Origin of the sequence: Kitasatospora sp. NPDC004799 (assembly GCF_040609095.1) — a bacterium.
Taxonomy (GTDB): domain Bacteria; phylum Actinomycetota; class Actinomycetes; order Streptomycetales; family Streptomycetaceae; genus Kitasatospora.
The window spans coordinates 1-1,417 of the sequence record NZ_JBEXJK010000792.1 but is presented as its reverse complement, the minus strand read 5'-3'; the positions used below and the strand labels follow the sequence as shown (position 1 = coordinate 1,417).

Annotated in this window: 1 protein-coding gene; it reads right to left on the bottom strand. The window is 75.1% G+C overall.

Translation table 11 applies throughout. The features are described from left to right. Nucleotides 1–630: 630 nt before the first annotated feature. On the bottom strand, nucleotides 631–1,281 hold the full coding sequence (locus ABZW03_RS40845) for a GNAT family N-acetyltransferase (protein ID WP_355269943.1): 651 nt from the start codon (nucleotides 1,279–1,281) through the stop codon (nucleotides 631–633). Between the last annotated feature and the right edge of the window lie 136 nt (nucleotides 1,282–1,417).

Genomic DNA, 1,417 nt, shown 5'->3' with positions numbered 1-1,417 from the left:
AGCCGGACGGGCGTAGGCCACCTGGCCCACGCCCGACAGCAAGATCAACACCTAGTCCAACCGGGTGTCGTACACCTAGATCGTGATAGTCCCGGACGTGGCGGGGAAGGTGGTGGGGGAGCGGGAAGTCGGCGGGTTCGACCAGGCCGCTCGCCGCGACCGCTGGTGCTGGGGGCGCGTCGGAAGTCGGGCGGGCCGGCTTCTGGTGCCGGGTGCGGGGGAACGGTACCTGCGTCCACGGCGCGGGACCCGGGCGGGTGGCGGTTCCGCTGCTGCGCCCGGAACCACGGAACCGGCCCCGGGCTTGTGTGTGTGGCGGGTCCGACGAGCTCCTGCTCCCTGGGGCGTGTCGGCGGCGGGCCGCTTGCCGCGACCGCTGGTGCTGGGGGTGCGTCGGAAGTCGGGCGGGCCGGCTTCTGGTGCCGGGCGCGGGGAACGGTACCTGCGTCCACGGCGCGGGACCCGGGCCGGTGGCGGTTCCGCTGCTGCGCCCGGTTCCGTGGTTCCGGGGCCGGGCTTGTGGGGGTGTGGTGGGGGGAGTGGGGAGTCGGTGGGGTCGACGTTCTGCTTCGTGGGGTGTGTCGGTGGGAGGACCGGGGTGGCGCGCCGGGGGCGGGGGGTGGCCGGGTTTCAGGGGTTCAGGCCGAAGAGGGTGCGGCAGTCGTCGGTCAGGCCGGTGACGGTGACCGGGGTGCGGGCGTGTTCGGTCCAGGCTTCGGGGCTCAGGCGCAGCCGTTGGGAGACGACCACGTGTCCGTCCAGGACGTCGCGGTCGATGCCGTCGCTTCGGTAGCCGAGTCGGCGGGAGACGGCCAGTGAGGGGTGGTTGTCGGTGAAGGACATCGAGGTCGCCGACCGTGTGCCCAGTTCGGCGAAGGCCAGGTGGAGCATCGCGGCGCGCATCTCGGTGCCCAGGCCCCTGCCCTGGTGTTCCAGGCCGAGCCAGGAACCGGAGACGATCTCGCGCCGCACGCCGAACTCCTTGGCGCGCATGTCCTGGATGCCCACCGGGCGGCCCTCGTGGAAGGCGACCAGGTCCAGCGCCCAGTCCCGCGCGTTCCAGCGGCCCAGGCGCCGCCAGTGCGACTGCACCACGTGCCGGGCCCGTTCGGCGGGCGCGAGTTCGCCCCACGGTGTCAGGAACGGACGGTCCTGGGGCGGGTGGACGCCGCGCGCGGCGACGTCGGCCACCTCGGCGAGTTCGTCCTCGGTGGGCAGGCGCAGCTCCAGGCGGGGCGAGGACACCCGCAGCCCCCGCAGGGGCCAGTGGTCGGTGATCATCGGATCAGTGTGCCCACCGGGTCCGTCCCGCGCACCGTGATTTCCCCCGGGCACCCCGCCCCCGCCCCCCCCCCCGCCCCCCCCCAGGGGGCGGGGGGGGGGGGGGTGGGGGGCCCGGGGCGGCGGGGGGGGGGGC

Excerpts from the sequence above, each read along its gene's own strand:
- ABZW03_RS40845 (WP_355269943.1), bottom strand. The coding sequence starts at position 1,281 with ATGATCACCGACCACTGGCCCCTGCGGGGGCTGCGGGTGTCCTCGCCC.